General features: G+C 58.1%; 23 protein-coding genes. 10 read left to right on the top strand and 13 right to left on the bottom strand.

Features of this window, described 5'->3' with window-relative positions; translation table 11 throughout:
* The first annotated feature begins 3 nt into the window (after window positions 1-3).
* Window positions 4-894, top strand: a complete 891-nt coding sequence (gene iolE, locus ACTJI7_RS10650) for a myo-inosose-2 dehydratase (protein ID WP_063155439.1) — start codon at window positions 4-6, stop codon at window positions 892-894.
* Between the two features lie 9 nt (window positions 895-903).
* Window positions 904-1,779 (top strand): 5-deoxy-glucuronate isomerase, encoded by an 876-nt coding sequence (iolB, locus tag ACTJI7_RS10645; protein WP_063155440.1) that lies wholly within the window; start codon window positions 904-906, stop codon window positions 1,777-1,779.
* Between the two features lie 36 nt (window positions 1,780-1,815).
* Here the strand turns inward: iolB and ACTJI7_RS10640 are convergent, their stop codons facing one another.
* The 3 genes from ACTJI7_RS10640 to ACTJI7_RS10630 are packed head-to-tail and all read right to left on the bottom strand — an operon-like array spanning window position 1,816 to window position 4,317.
* Window positions 1,816-2,559, bottom strand: a complete 744-nt coding sequence (locus tag ACTJI7_RS10640; RefSeq protein ID WP_063155441.1) for an alpha/beta fold hydrolase — start codon at window positions 2,557-2,559, stop codon at window positions 1,816-1,818.
* Window positions 2,560-2,570: 11 nt separating this feature from the next.
* On the bottom strand, window positions 2,571-3,038 hold the full coding sequence (locus ACTJI7_RS10635) for a DUF6130 family protein (RefSeq protein ID WP_047368080.1): 468 nt from the start codon (window positions 3,036-3,038) through the stop codon (window positions 2,571-2,573).
* A 49-nt stretch (window positions 3,039-3,087) separates the two neighbouring features.
* A complete protein-coding gene (locus tag ACTJI7_RS10630; RefSeq protein ID WP_440670104.1) occupies window positions 3,088-4,317 on the bottom strand; it encodes an MFS transporter in 1,230 nt (409 codons plus the stop codon).
* Between the two features lie 97 nt (window positions 4,318-4,414).
* Between ACTJI7_RS10630 and ACTJI7_RS10625 the strand changes: the two genes are divergently transcribed.
* Entirely contained in the window at window positions 4,415-5,305 is an 891-nt protein-coding gene (locus ACTJI7_RS10625) for a LysR family transcriptional regulator (protein WP_045631007.1), read from the top strand.
* Here ACTJI7_RS10625 and ACTJI7_RS10620 read toward each other — a convergent pair.
* On the bottom strand, window positions 5,302-5,472 hold the full coding sequence (locus ACTJI7_RS10620; RefSeq protein WP_252015917.1) for a YfgG family protein: 171 nt from the start codon (window positions 5,470-5,472) through the stop codon (window positions 5,302-5,304). The genes ACTJI7_RS10625 and ACTJI7_RS10620 overlap by 4 nt on opposite strands.
* Window positions 5,473-5,843: 371 nt before the next feature.
* Here ACTJI7_RS10620 and ACTJI7_RS10615 point away from each other — a divergent pair, with 371 nt between their 5' ends.
* Complete coding sequence (locus tag ACTJI7_RS10615; RefSeq protein WP_192986434.1) at window positions 5,844-8,084, top strand: EAL domain-containing protein; 2,241 nt, start codon at window positions 5,844-5,846, stop codon at window positions 8,082-8,084.
* A 4-nt stretch (window positions 8,085-8,088) separates the two neighbouring features.
* On the opposite strand, the gene ppx is transcribed toward ACTJI7_RS10615, so the two are convergent.
* The 4 genes from ppx to purM form a co-directional block, all read right to left on the bottom strand.
* Entirely contained in the window at window positions 8,089-9,627 is a 1,539-nt protein-coding gene (gene ppx, locus ACTJI7_RS10610) for an exopolyphosphatase (RefSeq protein ID WP_028014034.1), read from the bottom strand.
* A gap of 3 nt (window positions 9,628-9,630) precedes the next feature.
* Window positions 9,631-11,691: a polyphosphate kinase 1 gene (gene ppk1 / locus ACTJI7_RS10605; protein WP_028014033.1), complete on the bottom strand. Its 2,061-nt coding sequence runs from the start codon at window positions 11,689-11,691 to the stop codon at window positions 9,631-9,633.
* 182 nt (window positions 11,692-11,873) lie between these two features.
* Window positions 11,874-12,515 (bottom strand): phosphoribosylglycinamide formyltransferase, encoded by a 642-nt coding sequence (purN, locus tag ACTJI7_RS10600; RefSeq protein ID WP_028014032.1) that lies wholly within the window; start codon window positions 12,513-12,515, stop codon window positions 11,874-11,876.
* Entirely contained in the window at window positions 12,512-13,549 is a 1,038-nt protein-coding gene (gene purM, locus ACTJI7_RS10595) for a phosphoribosylformylglycinamidine cyclo-ligase (RefSeq protein WP_008501643.1), read from the bottom strand. Before purM ends, purN begins: the two co-directional genes overlap by 4 nt.
* Before the next feature lie 266 nt (window positions 13,550-13,815).
* On the opposite strand from purM, the gene ACTJI7_RS10590 reads away from it, so the two are divergent.
* The 4 genes from ACTJI7_RS10590 to ACTJI7_RS10575 all read left to right on the top strand — a co-directional run bounded on the left by ACTJI7_RS10590 (window position 13,816) and on the right by ACTJI7_RS10575 (window position 18,260).
* A complete protein-coding gene (locus tag ACTJI7_RS10590) occupies window positions 13,816-15,246 on the top strand; it encodes a 6-phospho-beta-glucosidase (protein WP_028014031.1) in 1,431 nt (476 codons plus the stop codon).
* Between the two features lie 217 nt (window positions 15,247-15,463).
* Window positions 15,464-16,090: a uracil phosphoribosyltransferase gene (gene upp / locus ACTJI7_RS10585; protein WP_008501641.1), complete on the top strand. Its 627-nt coding sequence runs from the start codon at window positions 15,464-15,466 to the stop codon at window positions 16,088-16,090.
* 82 nt (window positions 16,091-16,172) lie between these two features.
* Entirely contained in the window at window positions 16,173-17,462 is a 1,290-nt protein-coding gene (gene uraA, locus ACTJI7_RS10580; protein ID WP_017692944.1) for a uracil permease, read from the top strand.
* A gap of 96 nt (window positions 17,463-17,558) precedes the next feature.
* Complete coding sequence (locus tag ACTJI7_RS10575) at window positions 17,559-18,260, top strand: DnaA inactivator Hda (RefSeq protein WP_211438414.1); 702 nt, start codon at window positions 17,559-17,561, stop codon at window positions 18,258-18,260.
* Between the two features lie 76 nt (window positions 18,261-18,336).
* On the opposite strand, the gene ACTJI7_RS10570 is transcribed toward ACTJI7_RS10575, so the two are convergent.
* From ACTJI7_RS10570 to celB, 3 genes are read right to left on the bottom strand one after another with little or no spacing between them, the layout of a single operon-like run.
* Entirely contained in the window at window positions 18,337-19,755 is a 1,419-nt protein-coding gene (locus tag ACTJI7_RS10570) for a leucyl aminopeptidase family protein (protein ID WP_440670275.1), read from the bottom strand.
* Window positions 19,755-20,711, bottom strand: a complete 957-nt coding sequence (locus ACTJI7_RS10565; RefSeq protein ID WP_028014028.1) for a N(4)-(beta-N-acetylglucosaminyl)-L-asparaginase — start codon at window positions 20,709-20,711, stop codon at window positions 19,755-19,757. Before ACTJI7_RS10565 ends, ACTJI7_RS10570 begins: the two co-directional genes overlap by 1 nt.
* 3 nt (window positions 20,712-20,714) lie before the next feature.
* On the bottom strand, window positions 20,715-22,034 hold the full coding sequence (gene celB / locus ACTJI7_RS10560) for a PTS cellobiose transporter subunit IIC (RefSeq protein WP_248071877.1): 1,320 nt from the start codon (window positions 22,032-22,034) through the stop codon (window positions 20,715-20,717).
* A 147-nt stretch (window positions 22,035-22,181) separates the two neighbouring features.
* Between celB and ACTJI7_RS10555 the strand changes: the two genes are divergently transcribed.
* Entirely contained in the window at window positions 22,182-23,006 is an 825-nt protein-coding gene (locus tag ACTJI7_RS10555; protein ID WP_126327184.1) for an XRE family transcriptional regulator, read from the top strand.
* Here ACTJI7_RS10555 and arsC read toward each other — a convergent pair.
* A complete protein-coding gene (arsC, locus tag ACTJI7_RS10550; protein ID WP_193052376.1) occupies window positions 23,003-23,359 on the bottom strand; it encodes an arsenate reductase (glutaredoxin) in 357 nt (118 codons plus the stop codon). The two genes, ACTJI7_RS10555 and arsC, sit on opposite strands and share 4 nt — an antisense overlap.
* A 13-nt stretch (window positions 23,360-23,372) precedes the next feature.
* Window positions 23,373-24,836 carry a beta-barrel assembly-enhancing protease gene (gene bepA / locus ACTJI7_RS10545; RefSeq protein WP_041908772.1) on the bottom strand — a complete coding sequence of 488 codons (1,464 nt, stop codon included), beginning with the start codon at window positions 24,834-24,836 and terminating at the stop codon, window positions 23,373-23,375.
* 221 nt (window positions 24,837-25,057) lie between these two features.
* Between bepA and ACTJI7_RS10540 the strand changes: the two genes are divergently transcribed.
* Window positions 25,058-26,122 (top strand): AI-2E family transporter, encoded by a 1,065-nt coding sequence (locus ACTJI7_RS10540; RefSeq protein ID WP_028014023.1) that lies wholly within the window; start codon window positions 25,058-25,060, stop codon window positions 26,120-26,122.
* The last annotated feature ends 75 nt before the right edge of the window (window positions 26,123-26,197 follow it).

The raw sequence follows: 26,197 nt of genomic DNA, 5'->3' as shown, positions 1-26,197 counted from the left end.
ACAATGAGTGTGCAATTAGGCATTAACCCGCTGACGTGGACGAACGACGATCTTCCTTCCCTCGGCGCGGAAACCTCGCTGGAGACCTGCCTGAGCGAAGGGAAAGAGGCCGGTTTTGCTGGCTTTGAGCTGGGCAACAAATTCCCGCGCGAAGCGCGCCTGCTAGGCCCGATTTTGCAGCGCCACGACCTGCAGCTGGTCTCCGGCTGGTACTCCGGCCGCCTGCTGGAGCGCAGCGTGGAGGCGGAGATCGCCGCTGTTCAGCCGCACCTGACGCTGCTGCGCGAGCTGGGGGCGAAGGTGCTGGTCTTTGCGGAAGTGAGCGGCTGCATTCACGGCGAGCAGCAGACCCCGGTGCATCTGCGTCCGCGCTTCCCTCAGGCGCGCTGGAAGGAGTACGGCGAGAAGCTCACCGAATTTGCCCGCTACACGCAGCAGCAGGGAGTCCAGATTGCTTACCATCATCATATGGGCACGGTGATTGAGTCCGCCGACGACGTGGACAACCTGATGACCTACACCGGAGAGGCGGTGGGACTGCTTCTGGACACCGGTCACCTGACCTTTGCCGGGGCCGATCCGCTGGCGGTGGCGCAGTGCTGGGCGTCGCGCATCAACCACGTTCACTGCAAAGACGTGCGCGCCGACGTGCTGGCGGACGTGAAAAACCGCAAAACCAGCTTCCTCGATGCGGTGCTGAGCGGCGTGTTTACCGTGCCGGGCGACGGCTGCGTCGATTACCCGCCGATCATGAGTCTGCTGAAGGCGCAGGACTATCGCGGCTGGCTGGTAGTGGAGGCCGAGCAGGATCCGGCGATTGCCCATCCGCTGACCTACGCTCGTCTGGGGTATAACAACCTGAGCCGCCTGGCGCGCGACGCCGGTCTTATTTGAGGAGGTGACATGTCACGTCTGTTATCACGCTGGCAGCAGCCGAACGCGGAGGGGCGCACTCAGTCCGTCACCCCGGAACGCGCAGGGTGGGGGTACGTCGGGTTTGAGGCGTATGAGCTGCAGGAGGGGCAGACGCTGACGCTGCCCGCCGTCAGGGAAGAGCGCTGCCTGGTGCTGGTCGCCGGGCGCGCCTCTATCACCACTCCTTCCGCGCAGTTTAACGATATCGGCGAGCGGATGAGCCCCTTCGAGCGCATCAAACCGTGGGCAGTGTACGTTACCCCGCAGGAGACGGTGCAGGTGAAGGCGCTGACGGCGCTGGAGCTGGCGGTCTGCGCCGCGCCGGGCAAGGGCTCGTACCCGACGCGGCTGATTGCCCCGCAGGATATCGACGCTGAAGCGCGCGGCAAGGGGCACAACCAGCGCTACGTGCACAACATTCTGCCGGAAGACAAGCCCGCCGACAGCCTGCTGGTGGTGGAGGTCTGGACTAACGAGGGCTGTACCAGCTCGTACCCGAGCCACAAGCATGACACGGATAACCCGCCGCAGGAGACCTACCTGGAGGAGACCTACTATCATCGCCTCAACCCGGAGCAGGGGTTCTGCATGCAGCGCGTCTACACCGAAGACAGAACGCTGGATGAGTGTATGGCGGTCTACAACCGTGACGTGGTGATGGTGCCGAAGGGGTATCATCCGGTGGCGACGATGGCCGGGTATGACAGCTACTACCTCAACGTGATGGCCGGTCCGGTGCGCAAATGGATGTTCACCTGGGAAGAGGACCACGCGTGGATTAATCGCGATTATCCCGCAGAGGGGGGGCTGAGACGGCCTTTCTTGTCGGGTGGCGCTGCGCTTACCCGGCCTACGAAATCGTAGGTTCGTGCAAGCGTAGCGCCGCCGGGCGAATTGTCCTCAGTGCGTCCGCCTCGCCTGCTCAATCGTCCGGGCGATGGCCTCCGGCTGACTCACCATCGACACGTGGCTCGCGGCCACCTCGGTGGTTTTCGCATGTATTGCCTTCGCCATCGCACGTTCCAGGTCGGGGTTGATCATCCGGTCATGCTTGCTGACCACAAACCAGCTCGGTTTATCATGCCACGCCGCGTGAGTCACCTTTTCACCAAACGCATCGGCTTTAATCGGCCCCTGCGTGGCCGCGATAGCGTTTTGTTCACCCGGCTTCACGTCAGGCGCGAAGTCCTTCCTGACGGCTTCCGTCGGCAGGTATAAATAGCCGTCCGCCGTTTTAGCGATGCCCGCGCTGCCCGGCGGCGGAGGGAAGCTACCTGCCAGATCCGCTGTCGACTGGCCGGAATCCGGCGCGAACGCCGCCACATAGACCAGCGATTTTACCCGTGCATCGTTGCCCGCCTCGCTAATCACGGTGCCGCCCCAGGAGTGGCCTACCAGCACCACGTCGCCATGCGCCCGGGCGATGGCCCGTTTTGTGGCGGCAACATCATCCTTAAGCGAGGTGAGCGGGAGCTGGACGGCAATGACCTCTGCGTGTTGTTTCTGCAGAAGGGTTATCACCTTATTCCAGCTGCTGCCGTCGGCAAACGCGCCGTGCACCAGCACGACGCTGGTTTTATTTTCCGCGAAGGCGCTGGCAGAAAGCGCCAGCAGGCCCGCCTTCAGTACAGACAGTGCTTTCATGATCAGACTCCTTAAAAATGGTGGATCGCCGCGTGGGGCGGGACGGTGAATTCAATGGTTTTGTGGTCGAGCGGCTTGTGCGTCGGGTCAGCCAGGATGATCGTTACCTTGTGCTTGCCGGCGGGCAGCCCCACCAGGATCACCGGCTCGCCGCTGGCGTCAGCCCAGTGCCACGGCGCACCGTCCACCACCACGTGAATGTGCCCGATGCGCGGGGTCACCTTGAGCGCCTCGGGGCCGAATACCGGCTCGATGCGCAGGTTTTCGGCCCGGTACTGAATAAACACCGCGCCTTTGCTCAGCGGCCCGGCAAGCGGCGGATCGACGATCAGTTTTGCAGGCGGTTGCGGCTGCGCCAGCGGGGCAACGGCGGCGGGGCCGTTAACGTCCGCGGCGCTCAGGTTGTCCAGCGGCGTGGCCTGGGCATGTGTTACAGAGGCCAGGACGAGCAGGGGTAAAATTGCGTAACGACGAATCATGGTTCTCTCCTCATCAGTTCTGAATGACGACAGGAAAAGAAAACCATTTTTATGTATCGGAGATATTTGCCGGAGGGGGCGTTTTGTACCCGTTTGTCAGCGCGTCGCGCGGGATACAGTGCGATACAGTTTGCCTACCGGGATGGCGCACGATCGCTATCGCCAGCCCGGCAATCACCAGCGTTAACCCCGTCGACACTCCCATTGCACCCGCGATCCCCAGCGTTTTGTTCAGCCACGCATAGGCAAACGGTGCGGCTGCGGCCATCAACTGGCCCGGGATAAGCAGCATACCCGTGCGGCGGGCATAGCTTTCCGTGCTAAACAGCTCCAGTGGCAGCGTGGCTTTTACTATGGTGACCAGTCCGTTGATGGCGCCGTAGCCCAGCACAAACCCGGCCGCACACCAGACAAACAGGGTGCTGCTTATTCCAACAAGAAAACACAGCGGCATGGCAAGAGCGGTAAAAAGCGTAAGTTTGAAGGGGGTTAAGCGGCCGCCTGCCAGCACCTCCAGCGAGCGCGCGCCCGTCTGGCCGATCCCCCACAGCATGCCGATGGCGACTGGCAGGCCAAAGTGGGCAATAAACTCCGGCAGATGGGTGGAGGTGCCGTTAGAGACAAAGGTGATAAGGGCGATGAAGGCCGCATAAAGCCAGGCGTTACGCCGCTCGTTGCGCAGGGGCGGCGCGATGGCCTTTGTGTTTTCCATCAGCCGCTGCCGGGGAAGCGTGCGGATCAGCACTGCGCTCAGCAGACCAAGCAGGGCATAAATGCGTAACGCGTCCTGCCAGCTCATGATGTGAAGCAGGCCATCGCCCAGCGGCCAGAAGACGGCGGAGGCCAGCCCGCCCGCCAGCGTGACGCGTGAGATCGTTCTTCGCGCCTGCTGCCCGTAGAGGTTGACCAGCGCGGCGAACAGCGCATCGTACAGCGACAGACGCATCCCGATGCCGCACAGTAGCCAGGCGCCGTACCAGTCAGACAGCGTCCGGGTATACGCCATACCGGCGCAGCTTGCGGCAATCAGCAGCGTTCCGCCCATTACCACTTTCTGTCCGCCAAAGCGTGCCAGCAGACGGGCGACGAAAGGGGAGACCGCGGCCATCACCAGCATCGCCAGCGTCAGGCCGAGGTAAATCTGCGGCGCTGACCACCCCCGGTCGGCTGAAATTGCCCGCGCAAAGGTGCCGGGCAGATAAAACGAGATCCCCCAGTTGATAAGCTGATTACATCCGGCAGTAAGGGCAAGGCGACGAGGCAGGGCAGGTGTTTCCATTGTTTTTCATTCCGTTATGCAGTTGTCCTGAGCATAGCGAGCGCGGTATTGTGCTGGCAGGCCTGCAACCTTATGCGCTGTATAAGAGAAACTTTGAATGACGACGCTTAACCTTGGCTATCTCGCGACGTTCCGTCTGGTGATCCAGCGCGGCAGCTTTTCGGCGGCGGCGGATCTGCTGGGCATTTCCCAGCCCGCCGTTAGTCTGCAAATACGTCAGCTGGAGCAGTTTCTGCAAACGCGGCTGGTGGAGCGTACCGGGCGGGGCATTAAGGCCACGGCGGCAGGAGAGTCACTGCTGGTTCACGGAGAGCGCATTCAGCAGGTTGTGGACGAAACCCTGCGGTCCGTGAGCGCGTTCAGCCACGATGTCAGCGGGACCATTACTCTTGGTACGGGGGCGACGGCCTGTATCCACCTTCTGCCGCCCCTGCTGGAGCAACTGCGCCGCGACTATCCGCTCCTGCGGGTGGGCGTAACAACGGGCAACACCCTCGATATCGTCAGGGCCATCGAAGAGAACCGTCTCGATATGGGGCTGGTGACGCTGCCGGTCAGCGGCAGAGCGCTGGACGTTATGCCGGTGATGGACGAGGAGTTTGTTTTTATCGCGTCGCGGGAACAGCAGGATGCTTTCAGGGAGTTAACCCCGGAGGCGCTCCATGCTCAGCCGCTAATCGCCTTTGAGTCTGGCAGCGGTACCCGGGCGCTCATTGATGGCTGGTTTGCGGCCAATGGGTTAGCGATCGCGCCGGTGATGCAGCTTGGCAGCATTGAGGCGATTAAGCGTATGGTTCGGGTGGGGCTCGGCTACAGTATCGTTCCGCGAATGGCGGTTGAGCATGACGCTGACCGTGAAGGGCTCTGCGTCATGTCGCTCACGCCCGTGCTGCAGCGCCAGCTCGCCATCGTGATGCGGCAGGACAAGATCCTCAGCAAAGGGATCGCGGGGATTATTCGGCTGGTGCAAAACCCATCGCAGGGCTAGCGGTCAGCGGCGTCGATGTTCAGGCTGGACTGCTGCGACTGGATTTTGTCCTGATGGTGATACCAGGCGCCGATGGAAGAGTAAACGAAGCGGCCAAAGAAAAACAGAAAGCTGATGAGCAGTATAATGCGGGTCATCCGGGTGTTAAAACGGTGTCGTTTGCGCATACGCGTGGCCTGACTCACTCTTCTTTTTCCTGGGCATGCCCTTCTGGGCGACGGGGATATTAAGGCACAGCGGAAAGAGAGGGTCAATTCCGTCATGTGTAAATAACCGTCAACGTTTACATTAATTATTGTTATTGAAATTAATATTTGCATTTACCATATTGATAATATGAAGAAAATTATTTCAAAAAAACGCTGTGCAAAGCTTATTTGCGTAAAATAATTTGATTTATGTCAACGGATTTCCGGCCCTGATATTTAAAATCCCTCCTCCATACCGTTCGCCCCGCACGTCGCCGGGCTGCGCCAGGTCAGGTTGGATGCCTGTCATTATTTTCCTTCTGGAGAAAAAGGGGTTTAACCGGGCATCTATGAACATTTTTGCTTTCCTGAAAAAGAATCAACACCGCTGGTGGGTATTGCCGCTTATTTTACCGGTGGTTTTACTTCCCGTACTGAGCGTGGCGAATACGTTCACGCACCTGGGCGACGGGATAGCGGCACTTTATTATTTACCGCTCTCGTTTTTGCTTTCGCTGATGATGTTTTTTGGTCTGGAAGCCCTTCCCGGGATCGTGTTGTCGCTGTTTATCCGCTATTACCCGTCGGTCGGGATGTTTGAAACCGTCGCCGGCGTGCTCCATTTTATTGTCCCTATAGTGCTTAGCTGGGGCGGCTACCGGGTGTTTGCGCCCAGACGCAATATGACGGCGTACGGCGACGTACGGCTGATGGCGCAGCGCATCTTCTGGCAGGCCTTCTGCCCCGCGACGCTGTTTCTGCTGTTGTTCCAGTTTGCGGTGTATTTGGGCGTGTATGAGAGTCGCCAGAGCCTGGCAGGGCTTAACCCCCTCAACATTCGCACGCTGATCAACTATCAGGCCTTGCTGGTCAGCGGTCTGACGGGCGTGCCGTTAAGTTATCTGCTGATCCGCCTGATTCGTCATCCGCGCTATCTCAAAAGCCTCATCTCGCAGATCCGTACCCAGATAGACAAAAAGGTGACGCGCGCTGAGTTTCTGATTTGGGCCATTGCGCTTGCCGGGCTGCTTTCGCTCCTGCTGCTGCCGATGAATGAAAACAGTTCGATTTTCACCACTAACTACACCCTGTCGCTGCTGATGCCGGTGATGCTCTGGGGGGCGATGCGCTTTGGCTATAAGCTGATTTCGCTTATCTGGATCCCGATACTGCTGGTGTCTATTCACTATTTTTACCGCTATATCCCCGTGAACCAGGGGTACGACATTCAGCTGGCAATCACCTCTTCCAGCTATCTGGTCTTCTCGTTTGTGGTAATTTACATGTCGATGCTGGCGACCCGGCAGCGGGCGGTGAACAAACGCTCCCGCAGGCTGGCGCTGCTCGACCCGGTTCTGCATATGCCTAACCTGCGGGCGCTTTCGCGCGATCTGGCAAAAAACCCGTGGTCGGCGCTCTGTTTACTCCGCGTTCCGGAGCTTGAAATTCTGGGCCGTAACTATGGCGTGTTACTGCGCATTCAGTACAAACAGCAGCTGGCGCAATGGATTAACGGCACGCTCCAGCCCAATGAGCAGGTCTATCACCTGACGGGCTGTGACATGGCGGTTCGCCTTAACGCCGAATCGCACCAGCAGCGGATTGAAACCCTGGACGAGCACATCAAGCAGTTCCGCTTTGTCTGGGACGGCATGCCGCTGCAGCCGCAGGTGGGGGTGAGCTACTGCTATGTGCGTTCGCCGGTTAACCACCTCTATCTGGTGCTGGGTGAGCTGGGAGTGGTGGCCGATCTGTCGCTCTCCTCTAACCACCCGGAAAATCTTCAGCAGCGCGGCGCCGTCCATCTGCAGCGCAGCCTGAAGGATAAAGTCGCGGTGATGAGTCGCCTGCAGCGTGCGCTGGATAACAACGCATTCACGCTGCTCGTTCAGCCCGTACGCGGCCTGCGTGGCGATAGCTATCATGAGGTCTTGCTGCGGATGACTGATGCAAACGGACTGTTGATCTCCCCTGAACAATTCCTGCCGATAGCCCAGGAGTTTGGCCTCTCTTCGCGGGTGGATTTGTGGGTACTGGAGCATACGCTGCGCTTCCTCGCCGCGCATCGCGAACGGCTGCCTGGCCAGCGCTTTGCCATTAATCTGGCGCCTTCAACGGTGTGTCGGGTGCAGTTCCCGCTTGAGGTGAGTCGCCTGCTGGCGAAATATGCCATTGAGCCGTGGCAGCTGATCTTTGAAGTGACGGAGTGCAGCACCTTCTGCAACGCGGAGCAGGGGCTCCACATCCTTCGGCAGCTGCAGAAAATGGGGGTACGCATTGCGATCGATGATTTTGGTACCGGCTATGCGAGCTATGCGCGGCTGAAAAGCGTGGATGCGGACATTCTCAAAATCGACGGCGATTTCATCCGCAATATCGTCAACAACAGTCTGGATTACCAGATTGTGGCCTCTATCTGTCATCTGGCGCGCATGAAGAAGATGCTGGTGGTGGCGGAATATGTCGAGACCGAAGAGATACGTAGCGCGGTGCACGCGCTAGGCATTGATTATGTGCAGGGCTATCTGATTGGCAGACCGGCACCGCTTGAGTCACTGCTGGAAGCAGAGGCGTCCACGGCGGACGCCTGAGCCGTTACGCGGCGACGTCGGCGCTATCTTCCTCGATTTTGAGCATCCAGCCGGTGACCGCTTCCCAGTACTGCTGCTCTTTTTCCAGGTCCAGCAGGACCAGCGCGTTCTGGCTGAACCAGTCGTGCGGGAAGCTCAGCGTCCAGTGGTGATCGTCGGTTTTCAGCTTCAGCGTCGGCGGTGTGGTGGTGGCCTGACGCTGATTGTTCAGCAGCACGCCCAGGCGCAGCAGCTGAATAAGCGGCAGGAACTGCTTTTTCTTAAACAGCGTGAAGCGCGGCAGATCGTCGAGCTTGATGGCTTTACGGTGATAGCGCACCAGGGTCGCCATCATGGTTTGCTGCTCCTGGTTGAAGCCGGGCAGATCGCTGTTTTGCAGAATATACGCTGAATGGCGGTGCATCCCGCTGTGGTTGATGTTCAGCCCCACCTCGTGCAGCATCGCGGCCCATTTCAGCAGCGCGGCAAGCTGCGGGTGCGCCAGCTTGGGGTTCTGCTCCTGCCACTGCTCGTACATCTGCACCGTGGTTTCCAGCACGCGCTTCGCCTGCTCGCGGTCGATGTTGTACTGGTTGGCCAGGCTCTGCGCGGTGCGGCTGCGAATGTCCTGATGGCGGAAACGGCCCTCCATCTCATACAGCACCCCCTCACGCAGCGCGCCGTCGGAAAGGCGCAGCTCTTTAATCGCCAGGGCGTCAAACACGCCGCAGAGAATAGCCAGGCCCGGCACGAAGACTGCCTTACGCTCGTCGGAAAGCCCCGGCAGGCTTAGGGCGTCAAAACTTTTATGCTTCAGCACCTCTTCGGTCAGCAGGGTCAGGCGTTCAGGCGTGATAAAACCGTCTTTTTCACCCATCGCCAGCAGCACTTCATGCGCCGCCTTGATGGTGCCCGACGCGCCCAGCGCCACGTTCCAGCCCTGAATGCGGTACTGCCAGGCCAGATTCTCCAGCTTCTGGATCGCAGCCATTTTCGCCCGCTGGAAGTTTTCACGGGTAATGGTGCCGCCGGGGAAGTACATCTGCGCGAAGCTGACGCAGCCCATGCGACGGCTCTCCACCAGGCGCGGCTCAAAGTCTTCACCGATCACCAGCTCCGTAGAACCACCGCCGATGTCGATCACCAGCTTGCGCCCTTTTTCCGGCTGGGTATGTTCAACGCCCATGAAAATCAGACGCGCCTCCTCGTTACCGGAGATGATCTCAATCGGGTAGGGGATCACTTTTTCGGCCCGCTTGAGGAACTCCGGCGCGTTCAGCGCCTGGCGCAGCGTGTGGGTGCCCACGATGCAAACGCTGGAGGGCGAGAAGCCCTGCAGGCGTTCGGCAAACAGCGACAGGCAGTTTAAACCACGCTCCATCGCCTCTTCGCTGAGCATGCTGCGCTCATCAAGCCCATCCGCCAGGTGTACGCGCTGCTTCAGACGACCGATGATCTGCAGCGCGCCATCCACCTCACGGGCGATGACCATGTGAAAACTGTTAGAGCCAAGATCGACCGCGGCGTATTCCTGCGGGCGTGGGGTCTTATCATTTATCGGCATAGGTTAATCGGGTTGCTCGAGTGATTTGATATAGTCGTAAATCGCCAGCTGTGACCGCACTTTACGGCGGTTGCCGCGCGGTACGTAGCGGTTACTAAGTTCTTTGTCGATATAGCGCGCCTTCACCGTATCGCTGAACAGGATCTCGATAATATCGAGGATACGCTGCTTCAGACGCGGATCCAGCAGCGGCGTCGCGACTTCAATTCGATAGTCAATATTGCGCGTCATCCAGTCTGCCGAAGAGAGATAGACCTGTTTATCGCCCGCATTATCGAAAATATAGACCCTATCGTGCTCCAGGTAGCGGTCAACGATGCTGATAACGCGAATATTGTCGCTGATGCCTTCCAGTTCCGGAATAAGCGAGCACATGCCGCGGATCAGCAGGTTAACCGGCACGCCGGAGCTGGACGCCGCATACAGCCTGTCCACCAGCCCTTTATCGACCAGGTTGTTAAGCTTCAGCGTGATGCCGGACGACAAGCCTTTCTGGGCATTGGCGATCTCTTTATCGATCATATCGTACAGCAGGCGGCGTGAGTTCTGCGGTGAGACCAGCAGATAGTCGAAGCTCACCGGGCGGTACGGGTTTTCGATAAAGTTAAAGACCCGGCGCACTTCGTTGGTAATGCGGGCGTCAGCGGTTAAAAGCGAGTAGTCGGTATAAATCCGCGCAGTTTTTTCGTTAAAGTTCCCGGTGCCGATGTGGGCATAGCGCACCACGTCATCCCCCTCTTTACGCGAGATCAGGAACAGTTTGGCGTGAATTTTCAGACCCGGCGCGGAGAAGATCACGTGCACGCCCGCTTCCGTCAGGCGGCGCGCCCAGTGAATGTTCGCCTCTTCGTCGAAGCGCGCCTGCAGCTCAACCACCACGGTGACTTTTTTGCCGTTGTGTGCCGCGTGGATCATCGCGTCGATGATGCGGGAATCTTTTGCCACGCGGTAGATGTTGATTTTGATCGCCAGCACGTTCGGGTCGAACGAGGCCTGACGCAGCAGCTCCAGCACGTGTTCAAAGGTGTGGTACGGGTAGTAGAGCAGCACGTCGCGCTCGCGGATGGCGTCGAATCCGTTGCGGAACTTATCGAACCAGATATGACGCAGGCGCGGCAGCGGTTTGTTCACCAGATTGGCTTTGCCAACGTTCGGGAAGCCAATGAAGTCTTTAAAGTTGTGGTAACGGCCACCCGGCACGATGGAGTCATAGCGCGAAATGGTCAGCTTCTCGCGCAGCATTTCCACCATGGCGTCCGGCATATCGCGCTGATAGACAAAGCGCACCGGCTCGGCCGTCAGGCGCTGTTTCAGGCTGGAGGACATCAGCTCCATCAGGCTGGCTTCCATCTCGTGCACCAGGTCATATTCGGCGTCACGGGTCATCTTCATCGAGTAGGCGTTTAACGCATCGTAATCGAAGAAGCCTTTGAAAATGTCGTCCAGACAGTAGCGCAGGATGTTATCCAGCAGGATCATCGGCTTGCGTCTGCGCGGGGTTTCCGGCGGCAGGTTCACGAAGCGCGGCACCTTGTCGGACGGGATCTCCAGCAGGGCATAACGGATGGATTCACCGCGAATAATTTCCACCGCCAGGTAGGTGTAGTCATCCTTCAGGAACTGCACCAGATCGGTTTCGCGGTTGATGAGAATCGGGGTAATGTGCTGGCGCAGGTACTGTTTAAAGTAGTGGCGCAGCCAGTTTTGTTGGTTAACGGAAAGCTGACGTTCGTTAATCAGGAATATTTGATTGCGCGCCATCTCCAGCAGCAGTTCGTTATACAGGCCGTCAAATTCCTGATCGGCTTTCAGCACGCGGGACTGGATTTTGCCCAGCAGATGCCGCGAGTGCGAGTTTAAGCCCTGTTCTTCGCTGATGATGATGCGTCTTTTCAGCTCGGCAAAGCGAACCTTATAGAACTCATCCAGGTTGTTGGAATAAATGCCTAAAAAACGCATGCGTTCGATCAGCGGGTTACTTTTGTCTGCCGCTTCCTGGAGTACACGTTCGTTAAATGCTAACCAGCTTAGCTCTTTCTCGATATATAACTTTTCCTGACCCATTACAGCTCACACTCCAGTTCAATCACAGGACGTGGTAAATCCGTCTCGTCCTTATTATGGCGAGCATTTCCACGATATGTCCAACAGTGCCAGAAAAGTATGACAGTTATTTTTTTGTTGGGGAATTTAGCGGGTTGGGGGAGGGAATATCGGGTAAGCGAAGCGCCACCCGACATAGCAAGCTACTCTTCGGCCGCATAACCCTGCGGGGGCAACTTCACGCCGTCCAGCCAGGCTGCGCCGTCGCGCATCTCCAGACGCCCGTCGACAAACCAGCTTACCACCAGCGGGTAAATGGCGTGCTCCTGCGTCTGCACGCGTTCGGTCACGTCGTCTTCGTTGTCGCCGTCAAAGACCGGGACTTTCGCCTGCAGGATCACCGGGCCACCGTCCAGCTCGTCGGTCACGAAATGGACGGAGGTACCGTGCTCCTCGTCACCGTTTTCCAGCACCTGACGATGGGTATGCAGGCCGGGATATTTTGGCAGCAGGGAAGGGTGAATATTCAGCAGTCGACCGGCGTAGTGTTCGACGAAGGCCGGGCTCAGAATACGCATATAGCCCGCCAGCACCACGAGGTCGGGCGCGTAGGCGTCAATCTCCTGCACCAGCTCGCGGTCAAAGGCTTCACGTCCGGCGAACTGGCTGGCTTCCAGCGCGTGAGCGGGAATGTTCGCTTCCCGCGCGCGCTCAAGGCCGAACGCGTCGGCCTTGTTGCTGAAAACTGCCCGAATGGTGCCATTGATTTTCTTCTGTTTGCAGGCGTCTATGATGGCCTGCAAATTGCTTCCGTTGCCGGAAATAAGCACCACGATGTTTTTCATTCAATGACCACACGCTGTTCGGAATCGGAGGCTTTAATCGTACCGATTTTCCACGCGTTTTCACCTTTCTCGGTCAGCAGCTTAACCGCTTTATCCGCTTCGCTTGCCGGCAGGGCGATAACCATGCCCACGCCGCAGTTAAAGGTGCGGTACATTTCGTGAGAGCTCACGTTGCCTGCAGTCTGCAGCCAGTTAAAGACGGCTGGCCACTGCCATGAGGATTCGTCGATCACCGCCTGGGTGTTGTCCGGCAGCACGCGCGGGATGTTTTCCCAGAAGCCGCCGCCAGTCAGGTGAGCAATAGCGTGAACGTCAACGTTCTCGATAAGCTCCAGCACGTTTTTCACGTAGATGCGGGTTGGGGCCAGCAGGTGGTCGGCCAGCGGTTTACCGTCCAGCTCGGTGGTCAGCGGATCGCAGCCGCTTACTTCGAGGATTTTACGCACCAGAGAGTAGCCGTTAGAGTGCGGGCCGCTGGAGGCCAGCGCGATCAGCACATCGCCATCGGCCACTTTGCTGCCGTCGATAATTTCTGATTTTTCTACTACGCCGACGCAGAAGCCCGCGACGTCATAATCTTCGCCGTGGTACATGCCCGGCATTTCAGCGGTTTCACCGCCCACCAGCGCACAGCCGGACTGCAGACAGCCTTCGGCGATACCGTTAATGACGCTGGCTGCGGTATCCACATCCAGTTTGCCGGTCGCGTAGTAATCGAGGAAGAACAGCGGCTCTGCGCCCTGAACCACCAGGTCGTTCACACACATCGCAACCAGATCGATACCGATCGTGTCGTGACGTTTTAAATCCATCGCCAGGCGCAGCTTGGTGCCTACGCCGTCAGTACCCGAGACCAGAACAGGTTCACGATATTTTTGCGGCAGCGCGCACAGTGCGCCGAATCCACCCAGACCACCCATCACTTCCGGGCGGCGGGTTTTCTTCACCACACCTTTGATTCGGTCAACCAGCGCATTACCTGCGTCAATATCAACACCGGCATCTTTGTAGCTGAGAGAAGTTTTGTTGGTCACGGCTTAAATCCCCACGCGATTGCATAGCTAGTAAGAAAAATCGGCGCAATTCTAACAGTCCAGGCAAACGTTTGCGAGCCTATTCTGGACGTGGGGATCTTTTTTTCTGTATAGCCCGTAAATGCAGCCAAACTTGACTCCGTTCACGAAAATGAAACCGGTTTCGGCGATCTGCTTGCAACGAATATCCCCTTTGCACATCATCGAACTGAAACCGGTTTCTGTAATTGTTTTTGCAGAAAATAACGCAGAATGAGGGAAAGCGAATGTCAGGATTCAAAGCAGATTTTCTGTGGGGTGGGGCCGTTGCGGCGCACCAGCTTGAGGGCGGCTGGAAAGAGGGCGGTAAGGGCGTAAGCGTTGCCGACGTCATGACCGCGGGCGCGCACGGCGTGCCGCGTGAAATCACCAACGGCGTGCTGGAGGGGAAAAACTACCCTAACCATGAGGCTATCGATTTCTACCACCGTTATAAAGAAGACATCAAACTCTTTGCCGAGATGGGGTTCAAATGCTTCCGTACCTCCATCGCCTGGACGCGTATCTTCCCGAAAGGCGACGAGCTGGAGCCGAACGAGGCGGGCCTGAAATTCTATGACGATCTGTTCGACGAATGCCTGAAGTACGGCATTGAACCGGTTATCACGCTTTCCCACTTTGAGATGCCGTTCCACCTGGTGACGGAATACGGCGGCTGGCGCAACCGTAAGCTGATCGACTTCTTCGTGCGTTTTGCAAAGGTCGTTTTTGAGCGATACCAGCACAAGGTGAAGTACTGGATGACCTTTAACGAGATCAACAACCAGGCTAACTTCCACGAAGACTTTGCGCCATTTACCAACTCCGGGCTGAAGTACGCGCCTGGTGAAGACCGCGAGCCGGTGATGTTCCAGGCGGCGCATTACGAACTGGTGGCCAGCGCCCTGGCGGTGAAGGCGGGCCGCGAGATTAACCCGTCGCTGCAGATCGGCTGCATGATTGCCATGTGCCCCATCTACCCGCTGACCTGTGCGCCGGACGACATGATGATGGCGATGAACGCCATGCACCGTCGCTACTGGTTTACCGACGTGCACGTGCGCGGCAAATATCCGCAGCATCTGCTCAACTACTTCGAGCGTCGCGGCTTCGCGCTGGATATCACCGAAGAAGATAAGGCGGCGCTCACGCAGGGCTGCGTGGATTACATCGGGTTCAGCTACTACATGTCTTTCGCCACCAAAGCGACGGCAGATAACCCGGCGCTGGACTACGACGAGAGCAAGAGCCTGGTCTCCAACCCGTACGTGCAGAAATCCGACTGGGGCTGGCAGATTGATCCGGTCGGGCTGCGCTACTCCCTGAACTGGTTCTGGGATCACTACCAGCTGCCGCTGTTTATCGTTGAGAACGGCTTTGGCGCGATCGACGTGCAGGAGAGCGACGGCACGGTGAACGACCAGTACCGCATCGATTACCTTTCCGCACACATCCGCGAGATGAAAAAAGCGGTGGTGGAAGACGGCGTGGATCTGATGGGCTATACCCCGTGGGGCTGTATCGACCTGGTGTCTGCCGGAACGGGCGAAATGAAAAAACGCTACGGCTTTATCTTTGTCGATAAAGATAACGAAGGTAACGGCACCCTGAACCGCAGCAAGAAGAAATCGTTCGACTGGTATAAGCAGGTGATTGCGAGCAACGGCGACAACCTCTAATTGTCGGGTGGCGCTAACGCTTACCCGACCTACAATACACGTAGGCCCGCGTAAGCGCAGCGCCACCGGGCAAGACCCCGCACCCAAGCCGGAGCCCAGCCTCCGGTTTTTTTGTTTTTGATTGATATACGTCAAGCAAGTTGGGTATGGCGCAATCCGAAAAAAGCGGTATAATCCCGCGATTTTTTTGCGGATGCCACCTCAGAGGAGAAAGAGAATGAAGATTGTGGAAGTGAAACACCCACTCGTTAAACACAAGTTGGGCCTGATGCGTGAGCATGACATCAGCACGAAGCGTTTTCGCGAACTGGCTTCTGAAGTGGGCAGCCTGCTGACCTACGAAGCAACCTCCGATCTGGAAACAGAAAAAGTGACCATCGAAGGCTGGAACGGCCCGGTGCAGGTTGAGCAGATCAAAGGTAAGAAAATTACCGTAGTGCCTATCCTGCGTGCCGGTCTTGGCATGATGGAAGGCGTGCTGGAGCACGTACCGAGCGCGCGCATTAGCGTGGTCGGTATCTACCGTAACGAAGAGACGCTGGAGCCGGTACCTTACTTCCAGAAGCTGGTCTCTAACATCGACGAGCGCATGGCGCTGGTGGTTGACCCAATGCTGGCGACCGGCGGTTCAATGATCGCCACCATCGATCTGCTGAAAAAAGCGGGCTGCAGCAGCATTAAGGTGCTGGTTCTGGTTGCTGCTCCGGAAGGGATCGCGGCGCTGGAAAAAGCGCACCCGGACGTTGAGCTGTACACCGCCTCTATCGACCAGGGGCTGAACGAGCATGGGTACATCATCCCGGGGCTCGGCGATGCCGGCGATAAGATCTTTGGTACGAAATAATCGAATAACGATAAATAAGCCGACTTTGATAGTCGGCTTTTTTTTGAATAAAAACCAACAATACTACACAGAGGAAAACACTATGACGCGCCGTGCTATCGGGGTGAGTGAAAGACCGCCGCTTTTACAGACTATCCCGCTTAGTTTGCAGCACCTGTTCGCTATGTTTGGCGCAACCGTGCTGGTGCCAATCCTGTTTCACATTAACCCGGCTACCGTGCTGTTGTTCAACGGCATCGGTACGCTGCTGTACCTCTTTATCTGTAAAGGCAAAATCCCGGCGTATCTGGGGTCGAGCTTTGCTTTTATCTCGCCGGTGCTGCTGCTGCTGCCCCTTGGGTATGAAGTGGCGCTGGGCGGCTTTATCATGTGCGGCGTGCTGTTCTGCCTGGTTTCCTTCATCGTGAAGAAAGCCGGTACCGGCTGGCTGGACGTGATGTTCCCGCCTGCGGCGATGGGCGCCATCGTTGCCGTTATCGGCCTGGAGCTGGCGGGCGTGGCGGCGAATATGGCCGGCCTGCTGCCTGCGGACGGCCAGTCACCGGACTCCAAAACCATTATCATCTCGCTGGTGACGCTGGGCGTGACGGTATTTGGCTCCGTGCTGTTCCGCGGTTTTATGGCGATTATCCCGATCCTGATCGGCGTGCTGGCGGGCTACGCGCTCTCCTTCGTCATGGGCGTTGTGGATACCACCCCGATTGCCGAGGCGCACTGGTTCGCGCTGCCAACTTTCTACACCCCACGCTTTGAATGGTTCGCCATTTTCACCATTCTGCCTGCCGCGCTGGTGGTAATTGCGGAGCACGTTGGCCACCTGGTGGTGACGGCGAACATCGTGAAGCGCGACCTGATCCGCGACCCGGGTCTGCACCGCTCCATGTTTGCCAACGGTTTCTCCACCATCATCTCCGGTTTCTTCGGCTCCACGCCAAACACCACCTACGGTGAAAACATCGGCGTGATGGCGATTACCCGCGTCTACAGTACCTGGGTTATCGGCGGCGCGGCGATTATCGCCATTCTGCTCTCCTGCGTAGGCAAGCTGGCGGCAGCGATCCAGATTATCCCGGTCCCGGTAATGGGCGGCGTTTCTCTGCTGCTGTACGGCGTGATCGGTGCCTCCGGTATTCGCGTTCTGATTGAATCCAAAGTGGATTACAGCAAGGCGCAAAACCTGATCCTGACCTCCGTTATCCTGATCATCGGCGTGAGCGGCGCGAAGGTGCACATCGGTGCGGCCGAGCTGAAGGGCATGGCGCTGGCGACCATCGTGGGCGTGGGCCTGAGCCTGATTTTCAAGCTGATCTCGGTGATCCGCCCGGAAGAGGTGGTCCTGGACGCTGACGAAAGCGAAAAAGCCCCACACTGATCCATTAACTGGGCGAAGGATCGCCCGGTTCTCTCCTGGCGGGTTCCGTGTTAAACTCATCGCCGATTTTACGTAAGATCTCTGGTTGAGGTATTTCTGAACGGACCGGCACAGCTCTCTCTGCCACTCTATCTCCCTGACGACGAAACTTTTGCAAGTTTCTGGCCGGGTGATAACCCCTCTTTACTGGCTGCACTGCAAAACGTGCTGCGTCAGGATCACAGCGGATACATCTATATCTGGTCACGCGAAGGCGCGGGGCGCAGTCACCTGCTGCATGCCGCCTGTGCCGAGCTTTCGGCGCGCGGCGATGCGGTCGGCTACGTGCCGCTGGATAAACGTACCTGGTTTGTGCCTGAAGTGCTTGAGGGCATGGAACATCTCTCGCTGGTCTGCATCGATAATATCGAATGCGTGGCGGGGGACGAGCCGTGGGAAATGGCGATCTTTAACCTCTACAACCGCATTCTGGAGTCGGGCAAAACCCGGCTGCTGATCACCGGCGATCGTCCGCCGCGCCAGCTTAACCTTGGGCTGCCGGATCTGGCGTCTCGTCTGGACTGGGGGCAAATCTACAAGCTCCAGCCGCTATCAGATGAAGATAAGCTGCAGGCGTTACAGCTGCGAGCAAAGCAGCGCGGCTTTGAGCTGCCGGAAGACGTGGGCCGTTTCCTGCTCAAGCGTCTGGATCGTGAGATGCGCACCCTGTTTGATACGCTCGATCAGCTCGATCGCGCCTCCATTACCGCCCAGCGCAAGCTGACCATTCCGTTTGTGAAAGATATTCTTAAGCTGTAGTTATGCCGGGTGGCGGATGCGCCTTGCCCGGCCTACATATGGCGCCCGTAGGCCCGGTAAGCGCAGCGCCACCGGGCTAAAGATCCCCCAGCAAGTGCTCCACCAGCAGCGGAATCGGCCTTCCCGACGCCACGCTCCTGCCATTCTCGCGCCACAGCGCCGTGCCGCTGATGTCCAGATGCGCCCACGGGATCGTCTGCGGGCAAAAATGGTGCAGCAGCCACGCCGCCGACGCGCTGATTGCCGCATTGTTGGTTGGCGTGTTGCACAGATCGGCAATCGCGCTGTCGGTCTGCTTTTTCAGCCGCGCATCCAGCGGCAGGGACCACACTTCGTCACCGCTCCGTTTTCCCGCCTGCGTCAACGCGGCGCGCAGCGGTTCATCCTGCGTCATCAGCCCGCTCAGCTCATACCCCAGCGCTTTCACCACCGCACCGGTTAAGGTCGCCATATCAATGATATAGCGCGCCTGCGGATGGCGCTGGCTGGCCCAGGCGATGGCATCCGCCAGCACTAGTCGGCCTTCGGCATCGGTGTTGTTGATTTCAACCGTCATGCCGTTGCAGGCCGTTGCTACCGAGCCGGGCTGCATGGCGTCCGGGCCGATGGCGTTTTCCGCCAGCGCCAGCGCGCCCATGATGCGTACGGGCAGCGCCAGCTCTGCTACGGTCAGCATCAGCCCCAGCACGTTGGCCGCACCGCACATGTCGTATTTCATGGTGTACATGCCTGCGCCTTCCTTCAGCCACAGGCCGCCGGTATCGAAGGTAATGCCTTTACCTACGTAGCAGCGCACCGGGCCGTCAGAAACGCCGTCGTAATGAATAGCCAGCAGACGTGGCGGGCAGGTCGCCCCTTTGCCGACGGCGTTCAGCAGCCCAAGACCCTGCTCAACGATAGCCTTTTCGTTCAGCACCTCGCAGCACAGGGCAGGGTAGGCGGCACACAGTTTTTGCGCCTCTTCGACCATAAACTGCGGCGTACAGCGATCGGACGGTATATCCGCCAGGCGACGCGCCGCGACCATGCCGTGGGCGATGGCCTGCTGCTGGCGGAAAATTGTTTCCAGCTTCGCCTGCTGCTCCGGCAGGCAGAGGGCGGTGATGTGCTTAATACGAACGCACTCAATGGTTTTTTTCAGCTGTAAATCGCTCAGCCTGTGCGCCTGATTAAAGAGAAAACGCAGCACCTGCGCCAGCACTACCTCGTCGATATTTGTTGCGTCCAGCACGATATCTGCGCTGACGGGAGAGGCAAACAGCGGTCGCAGGGCGGCAAGCAGGCCTTCAGTGAGCGCGTCATGCCAGAGCGCATCCGGCAGCAGGGTGATGCGCGCAAAGGGCGCGCAGCCAAAGCGGGTGTCCGCGATGCCGTCAGAGTCACGCATTTCCGCAACAAGCGCGGTTTGCGGCAACTGCGCACAGGAGACGCGGGCGATTAAATGGCTTCGCGGCTTTGCGTCAGAAAGTGCGGTGATAAACTGATACGCAATCATCATGACTCCTCAATCGGTGCGCGGATCCGCGCGGCGTAGGCCTGCATCCACTCTTCGTCCACGGCGTGATAGTGCGTTTTCTCCCGCAGGCGCTCGGTACGAAAAACGGTGAGGGGCTGACGGGCCGTCGCCACCACAAACGAGAAGGTTTTGATGTTAGTGGCGGCGCCAAATTCGCCCCTGTTGTTCATGCACACCACGGAGAGATCGCCCACGCGACCGAAGCGCGACATCAGCTTGTCTTCCAGCTCGAACACCACGGAGTCTGCCGCCTGCTGCGGCGTCATACCCTGCGCCATGCGACGAACGATTTCGTAGCTCGTGCAGCCTTTCATCAGATCTTCACCGACGCCCGTAGCGGTGGCCGCGCCGGTTTCGCTGTCGCAGTAAAAGCCGGAGCCGATAATCGGCGAATCCCCAATGCGGCCGCGTTTTTTCATAAACAGGCCGCTGGTGGAGGTGGCAACGCTCATCGACCCCTGCTTATCGAGGCCGATAATGCCGACGGTGTCGTGTCCGTCGTACGGGCTTAAGCCCTTATCCAGCGTCTCGCGGCAGCGTTTGCGGTAGTGCTGCATAGCCCGTTCGGTGAGCATGCTTTTGTCGGCAAAGCCCTGACTTAGCGCCCATTCACGCGCGCCCTGGCCGACCAGCAGGCTGTTGTAGCGCTGGCGGCTGAGCGCGTGCGCCACGCGCACCGGGTTGGCGATATCCACCAGGTTCCCCACGGCACCGAACGCCAGCGTGTCGCCGTCCATGAATGCCGCGTCCAACTCGACTTCGCCGTTTTCGGTCGGCAGCCCGCCGTAGCCGACGGATTTATAAAACGGAAAGTCTTCGACGGCGGCGACGGCATCAACCACCGCCGTAGCGACCGGTTTTCCCGCCGCCAGGGCAGACGCAGATTCCGTTACCCCTTCAAGCGCCATTCGCCAGGTTGCGATAATTCCCCACATGCTTTACTCCTGTTTTGCAAGGGTGGTGTCGGTTTGCGTAACGGTGGCAATTTCCGCCGCGCGGTACTGTTTGTCCACGATACGCATGAAAGGCAGGTACAGCATGGCGCCAATCAGCAGGTTGATTAGCTGCATCACGCTGCCGCTCAGGTGTCCGGTGACGATAAAACCGCTGATCACCGGCGGCAGCGTCCAGGGGATAAACACCCCGGTGGTGACGGCGACCGCGCCAATCTTCATCGCCGCATACTGCACGGTGACCAGCACCAGCGGCACCAGGTTGAACGGAATAAGCATGATCGGGTTCATGATCACCGGCAGGCCAAACAGAATCGGCTCGTTGATGTTAAACACTGACGCCCCGGCGCCGAGGCGCGCCACTTCGCGCATGTTTTTACTGCGGGCGAAAATCAGCATCGCAATCACCAGCGACAGCGTAGCACCCGCGCCGCCCATCCAGATCATGTCAAAAAACTGTTCCGTGATAATGTGCGGCGGCGTCGTCCCCGCCTGGATCGCGGCGATGTTGTCGGTCTGGTTTTCCATCCACAGCGGACGAATGATGCCGTTAATCATCGAGCCGGAGTTAATGCCCACTGACCAGAGAATGGTGATGCTGAAGACGGTCATCAGCGCACCGAAATAGGAGGTGCCGTAGTGGCGCACCGGGGTAGCAACCACTTCATAAATAAACTGGTGGATGGTGTTGTAGTGAGTGTTCTCGAAGACGATGCGGATACCCAGTACCAGAATCATCACCAGCAGGGCGGGGATCAGCGCCGCGAACGACTCCTGCACCGCAGGAGGCACGCCGTCCGGCATTTTAATGACCAGATTTTTGCGCTTCAGCCAGCAGAACAGCTCCGTCCAGAGCAGCGAGCCGATCATCGCCACGAACAATCCTTTGCTGCCAATCCACTCCACCGGCATCACGGTAATACCGCCGTTTTCCGCCACCTTAATAAACGGCGTCAGGATCAGAAACGCGACCAGCGCCAGAATGCCGCAGGAGATGCGGTCCTCGCCGTAGTGTTCCGCCAGGCGGAAGGCGACCAGGAAGCTGATGAACAGCGACATGGTGGAGAACACCGCGTTGAATGGAATTTCAATAATCGCGCTCCAGCTCTCACCAAAGGCTCGAGACATAAACTGCTGATAGGCCTGGTTAGGGAAGGAGGAGATAACCAGCAGAATGGAGCCGACGATAATAAACGGCATGAATGACACGTAGGCACCGCGAATGGCCCCGAGATGACGCTGCTGGGCCGTTTTCGCCGCCAGGGGCATCAGTTTTGCTTCAAGAAATCCCAGAACATTGTTCATTGTGAACTCCGTACAAGATTGAGGGGTGTTGTTTATGTTATGTCTGTGGATTATCAGTGAAGCGCGGCGAGCGAAAGGTGAAATCGGTCACAAAGCAATCGCCTGTGTTATATAAATCTCATATGATTAGTTAACGGAATTGTTGCGATGGAAATTAAACTTCACGCCAATGCGACCACCACGCCGCGTATCCGCCGCTATCTGCAACAGTCAGATAAAAGCGACAGAGAGCTTGCTCTTGAGCTGGGGATCTCGGTCACCACCGTCAGGCGCTGGCGCAACCGCGACCAGGTTTCGGATAACCACACCACGCCAAAAGTGATACACAAAGCGTTGAGACAGGAGCAGGTGGCGCTGGTGAATGCGCTGCGCGACATCTCAGGGGCGCCGTTAGATGAACTGCTGCAGATGGTTAACGACGTGCTGGGGATCCGCGTTTCAAGGGCAACCCTGAATCGCTATCTCAAACCGGCCTCCGCGAAGCTAAAAGGGGGGCCGTTGCAGGGAATAAAAGCGCTGAAGGCTGGCATGCGGCCGCATACGCTGATGCTCCATCATCTGCCTTTATCCCTGCACATGGACGATGGGGGCGAACAACATCTGCTCTGGGCGCGCGAACCGGTGAGCGGCTGGTGTTATGCCCGGCTCTATGCGGGACTGTCGCCCCAGTTGCTCAATACCTGGACGCGGGCGCTGCTTGATGATTGTCCGGCTGATATACAATCTATTGAGACTTTTGGTTTTGAGCTGACGGAGGCTGCAAAAGATGTGGCTGTAAAAACGCATCCCCAAAAACACAACGCGCTTCAGGTGGCGGTGCCATTAGGCGATGTTATTCCTCGCGTAAATGATGAACCGGCGGGAGAGGTGTTGATCGCCCTGTGCGAGTTTTATAACCGGGGCAAAACGCAGAAAAAGCTGGGAGAGAGTACGCCGCAGGCGTTTCTGGAAGCGCTGCGGCGTAAGGACTAGAGGATGTCGAGCACTTCTTCCGGCGGACGGCCAATGCGCGCCTTGCCGTTCGCCACCACAATCGGGCGCTCAATCAGCTTTGGATTGTCGACCATCGCCTGTACCAGTTCAGCCTCGGTGAGGCGGCTGTCATCCAGATTAAGCGATTTATACAGATCCTCTTTCTGACGCATCAGTTCGCGCGCGCTGCCCATCCCCAGCATGTGCAGCAGCTCGCGGATCGTCTGAGCGTCCGGCGGCGTCTCCAGATACAGCACCACTTCCGGGTCGATGCCGTTAGATTTCAGCAGGCTGAGGGTGTCGCGGCTCTTGGAGCAGCGAGGGTTATGGTAAATTTTTACCGCGTCTGTCATGACTTCTCCTTTATTACATCTTCTCGTACGGCTTAAAGCGTTGTTGCAGGCCGCGCAGCTGGTCGATGCGCGCGTCGTAGCGGGCCTGCTGCAGGCTGCCGAGCTTCACCTGCGAGCTGGCGCTGCTGAGCAGGGAAATAGCCTGATCGAGACGGCCCGCCAGCGCCAGCCCTTCAGCACGCGCCGCCAGTTCCTGATCGCGGTTACCCAGTTGCCCCTGCGCCTGAGCGAGCAGCTCCCAGCCGTTCTGGTCGTCTTTATTGTTAAACGTGTAGCGGTTCAGAATGGTCACGGCCTGCGCAGGCTGACCGCCCTGCAAATAAGCGTTCGCCAGGTTAAGCTGCAGCACCGGGTTGGTCCGTATGTCTTTCGCCCCTTTCAGGCGGTTAATCGCATCAGTGGCTTTCTTCTGCCCCAGATCGATATCCGTCGAGAGATCGAGATACCACGGATTGTTCGGGTCGGCTGCCAGCAGCGGCTGCAGCGCTTTACGCGCCTCGTCGTATTTACTGGCTTCCATCGCCTGTAGCGCCTGACCATACTGCGCGGCATTTTTTTCCCGCACGTTGCCTTTCGCCAGGGTATCCAGCAGATCGCTGGTGAGCTGGTTACGTCCGGAGTTGTACATGCCGAGCGTTCTTACTTTCGCCATGTAGAAGTCCTGCGAAGACTGCACGACCACCGGGCGCATCTGGTTGGCACGGTTGCGTGCGTCCGAGAGACGGCTTTCCGGCAGCGGGTGGGTGAGCAAAATTTCCGGCGGACGGGAAGAATACCGTGCCTGGTCGAGCAGTTTTTCCAGGAAGCTCGGCATGGCCTGCGGGTCAAAGCCGGAGCGCTGTAAAACCTGAATGCCGATGCGGTCAGCTTCCTGCTCGTTTTGCTGGGTGAAGCTGATCATCCCCTGACGCGTTCCCGCAAGCGTACCGGTCAGGGCCGCCATCCCGGCTTGCGGGCTGGCCATCGCCAGCAGAATAGAGCCTAGTGCGCCCACCCAGGTGAGCGGGGCGTTACGCTTCTGGTCTTCCATTGCACGCGCGAGGTGGCGCTGGGTAACGTGCGAAATTTCGTGCGCCATTACCGAAGCCAGCTGGCTTTCGTTATCTGAGTAACGGAATAACGCCGAATGCAGCACCACGTTTCCGCCGAAGAAGGCGAAGGCGTTGATTTCGTCGTTATTAATCAAATAGAAGTGGAAGGGCGTTTTTACCGAATCGGCGTGCGCCACCAGGCGCATCCCCAGCCCGTTAATGTACTGCACCAGCAAAGGGTCGTTGATCAGCGGGGCGCTGCCGCGCAGCTGGCGCACATAGTAATCACCCATCTGCATCTCTTGCCCGATAGAGAGCGTGCTTCCTGCCGTGGTGCCCATGTCCGGCAATGAATCGGACGAGTCAGCGAAAGCGGGCAACACCTGACCGACCGTCACTGCGGCAATCAGTGTTGCAACCAGTGTTTTTCTCAACTGCCTGAACATAACCACTGTCCTGTATGTTGGAGGTGCTAATTTGACCGATGAACCGGCATATCGTTCATCTCTACTGCCCTGCGAGTGTAGCCGTGTTACCGCATGAAGAAAATCCCATTCATCAGGCTTTTGCGGATTGTGACAGGGATACAAAAAGCGAAAGTCTTTTTTGTGACAGTTAGATACAATTCACCGTCTCACTCCCGCCAATCGATTCAGGGAAGGGTTGTATGCTCGAAATGTTAATGCAGTGGTATCGGCGTCGGTTCAGTGACCCGGAAGCCATTGCTTTGCTGGTTATTCTGGTTGCCGGGTTCGGTATTCTGTTCTTCTTCAGCGGCCTTCTCGCCCCTCTGCTGGTGGCGATTGTGCTCGCATACCTGCTGGAGTGGCCAACGGCGCGCCTGGAACATATCGGCTGTTCGCGCCGCTGGGCAACGAGTATCGTTCTGGTGCTGTTTGTCGGCATTCTGCTGCTGATGGCATTTGTGGTGATGCCGGTTGCCTGGCAGCAGGGGATCTACCTGATCCGCGATATGCCCGGCATGTTGAACAAGCTGTCTGATTTCGCCGCCACGCTGCCGCGTCGTTACCCCGCGCTGATGGATGCGGGGATCATAGATGCGATGGCCGAAAACATGCGCGCCCGCATCATGACGATGGGCGATTCGGTGGTGAAATACTCTCTGGCCTCGCTGGTGGGTCTGCTGACGCTGGCCGTCTATCTTGTGCTCGTGCCGCTAATGGTGTTCTTCCTGGTCAAGGACAAAGAGCAGATGCTGAACGCGGTACGCCGCGTGCTGCCGCGCAATCGCGGGCTGGCCGGGCAGGTCTGGCAGGAGATGAACCAGCAGATCACCAACTACATTCGCGGCAAGGTGCTGGAGATGATCGTGGTGGGCGTGGCGACCTGGATTGGCTTCCTGATCTTCGGCCTGAACTACTCGCTGTTGCTCGCGGTGCTGGTCGGATTTTCGGTTCTGATCCCGTATATCGGCGCGTTTGTGGTGACCATTCCGGTGGTGGGCGTTGCGCTGTTCCAGTTTGGGCTGGGTACCGAGTTCTGGAGCTGCTTTGCGGTATACCTGATTATTCAGGGATTGGACGGTAACCTGCTGGTGCCGGTGTTGTTCTCCGAGGCCGTGAACCTGCATCCGCTGGTGATTATCCTGTCGGTGGTGATTTTCGGCGGGCTGTGGGGGTTCTGGGGCGTGTTCTTTGCCATTCCGCTGGCGACGCTGATTAAAGCGGTGGTGCACGCGTGGCCCGATGTGCCTGCGGTGGAGGAGAAGTAGTTTTTGTGCGGCCTGATGCCCTCACCCCGAGCCTCTTCCACAGGGAGAGGGGGAAAACACTAAAAACGGCAACCT

It is taken from the genome of Enterobacter sp. 22499 (genome assembly GCF_052044815.1).
Lineage (GTDB): Bacteria > Pseudomonadota > Gammaproteobacteria > Enterobacterales > Enterobacteriaceae > Enterobacter > Enterobacter bugandensis.
The sequence above is the reverse complement of the archived record's forward strand: the minus strand, read 5'-3'. Positions and strand labels throughout refer to the sequence as shown.

Coding starts and splice junctions, on each gene's coding strand:
- iolE (WP_063155439.1), top strand. CDS start 4: ATGAGTGTGCAATTAGGCATTAACCCGCTGACGTGGACGAACGACGAT.
- iolB (WP_063155440.1), top strand. CDS start 904: ATGTCACGTCTGTTATCACGCTGGCAGCAGCCGAACGCGGAGGGGCGC.
- ACTJI7_RS10640 (WP_063155441.1), bottom strand. CDS start 2,559: ATGAAAGCACTGTCTGTACTGAAGGCGGGCCTGCTGGCGCTTTCTGCC.
- ACTJI7_RS10635 (WP_047368080.1), bottom strand. CDS start 3,038: ATGATTCGTCGTTACGCAATTTTACCCCTGCTCGTCCTGGCCTCTGTA.
- ACTJI7_RS10630 (WP_440670104.1), bottom strand. CDS start 4,317: ATGGAAACACCTGCCCTGCCTCGTCGCCTTGCCCTTACTGCCGGATGT.
- ACTJI7_RS10625 (WP_045631007.1), top strand. CDS start 4,415: ATGACGACGCTTAACCTTGGCTATCTCGCGACGTTCCGTCTGGTGATC.
- ACTJI7_RS10620 (WP_252015917.1), bottom strand. CDS start 5,472: ATGCGCAAACGACACCGTTTTAACACCCGGATGACCCGCATTATACTG.
- ACTJI7_RS10615 (WP_192986434.1), top strand. CDS start 5,844: ATGAACATTTTTGCTTTCCTGAAAAAGAATCAACACCGCTGGTGGGTA.
- ppx (WP_028014034.1), bottom strand. CDS start 9,627: ATGCCGATAAATGATAAGACCCCACGCCCGCAGGAATACGCCGCGGTC.
- ppk1 (WP_028014033.1), bottom strand. CDS start 11,691: ATGGGTCAGGAAAAGTTATATATCGAGAAAGAGCTAAGCTGGTTAGCA.
- purN (WP_028014032.1), bottom strand. CDS start 12,515: ATGAAAAACATCGTGGTGCTTATTTCCGGCAACGGAAGCAATTTGCAG.
- ACTJI7_RS10590 (WP_028014031.1), top strand. CDS start 13,816: ATGTCAGGATTCAAAGCAGATTTTCTGTGGGGTGGGGCCGTTGCGGCG.
- upp (WP_008501641.1), top strand. CDS start 15,464: ATGAAGATTGTGGAAGTGAAACACCCACTCGTTAAACACAAGTTGGGC.
- uraA (WP_017692944.1), top strand. CDS start 16,173: ATGACGCGCCGTGCTATCGGGGTGAGTGAAAGACCGCCGCTTTTACAG.
- ACTJI7_RS10570 (WP_440670275.1), bottom strand. CDS start 19,755: ATGATTGCGTATCAGTTTATCACCGCACTTTCTGACGCAAAGCCGCGA.
- ACTJI7_RS10565 (WP_028014028.1), bottom strand. CDS start 20,711: ATGTGGGGAATTATCGCAACCTGGCGAATGGCGCTTGAAGGGGTAACG.
- celB (WP_248071877.1), bottom strand. CDS start 22,034: ATGAACAATGTTCTGGGATTTCTTGAAGCAAAACTGATGCCCCTGGCG.
- ACTJI7_RS10555 (WP_126327184.1), top strand. CDS start 22,182: ATGGAAATTAAACTTCACGCCAATGCGACCACCACGCCGCGTATCCGC.
- arsC (WP_193052376.1), bottom strand. CDS start 23,359: ATGACAGACGCGGTAAAAATTTACCATAACCCTCGCTGCTCCAAGAGC.
- bepA (WP_041908772.1), bottom strand. CDS start 24,836: ATGTTCAGGCAGTTGAGAAAAACACTGGTTGCAACACTGATTGCCGCA.
- ACTJI7_RS10540 (WP_028014023.1), top strand. CDS start 25,058: ATGCTCGAAATGTTAATGCAGTGGTATCGGCGTCGGTTCAGTGACCCG.